The following is a 229-nucleotide window of genomic DNA, read 5'->3' on the forward strand; positions in this document are numbered from 1 at the left end:
TAAGTCACATTGAATAACTTCATCTTTATGAGCAGGTGTACCGGGGTTTTTAGCTGACTCACAAAGCAATGTGGTGCCATAGTCATTACGCTTGTCGTTGGCATTACTTCTTGCCCAAACAGACACGATAGCGCGCTCTTCTGGCTTAGCTTCGCAGCTGCCATCGACTTCAAAGGCATGGATAGTATTTTGATGAAAATACATTAGCGGATCGATATCAGCACTGCTC

The 229-nt window shown here is 44.5% G+C and carries 1 pseudogene; it reads right to left on the reverse strand.

Going from position 1 to position 229, the window contains the following annotated elements:
* A pseudogene (locus AAEZ00_RS22350) lies at window positions 1–229 on the reverse strand (hypothetical protein); the annotation flags it as partial.

It is taken from the genome of Shewanella sp. S1-49-MNA-CIBAN-0167, from assembly GCF_040310145.1.
Taxonomy (GTDB): Bacteria; Pseudomonadota; Gammaproteobacteria; order Enterobacterales; family Shewanellaceae; genus Shewanella; species Shewanella psychromarinicola.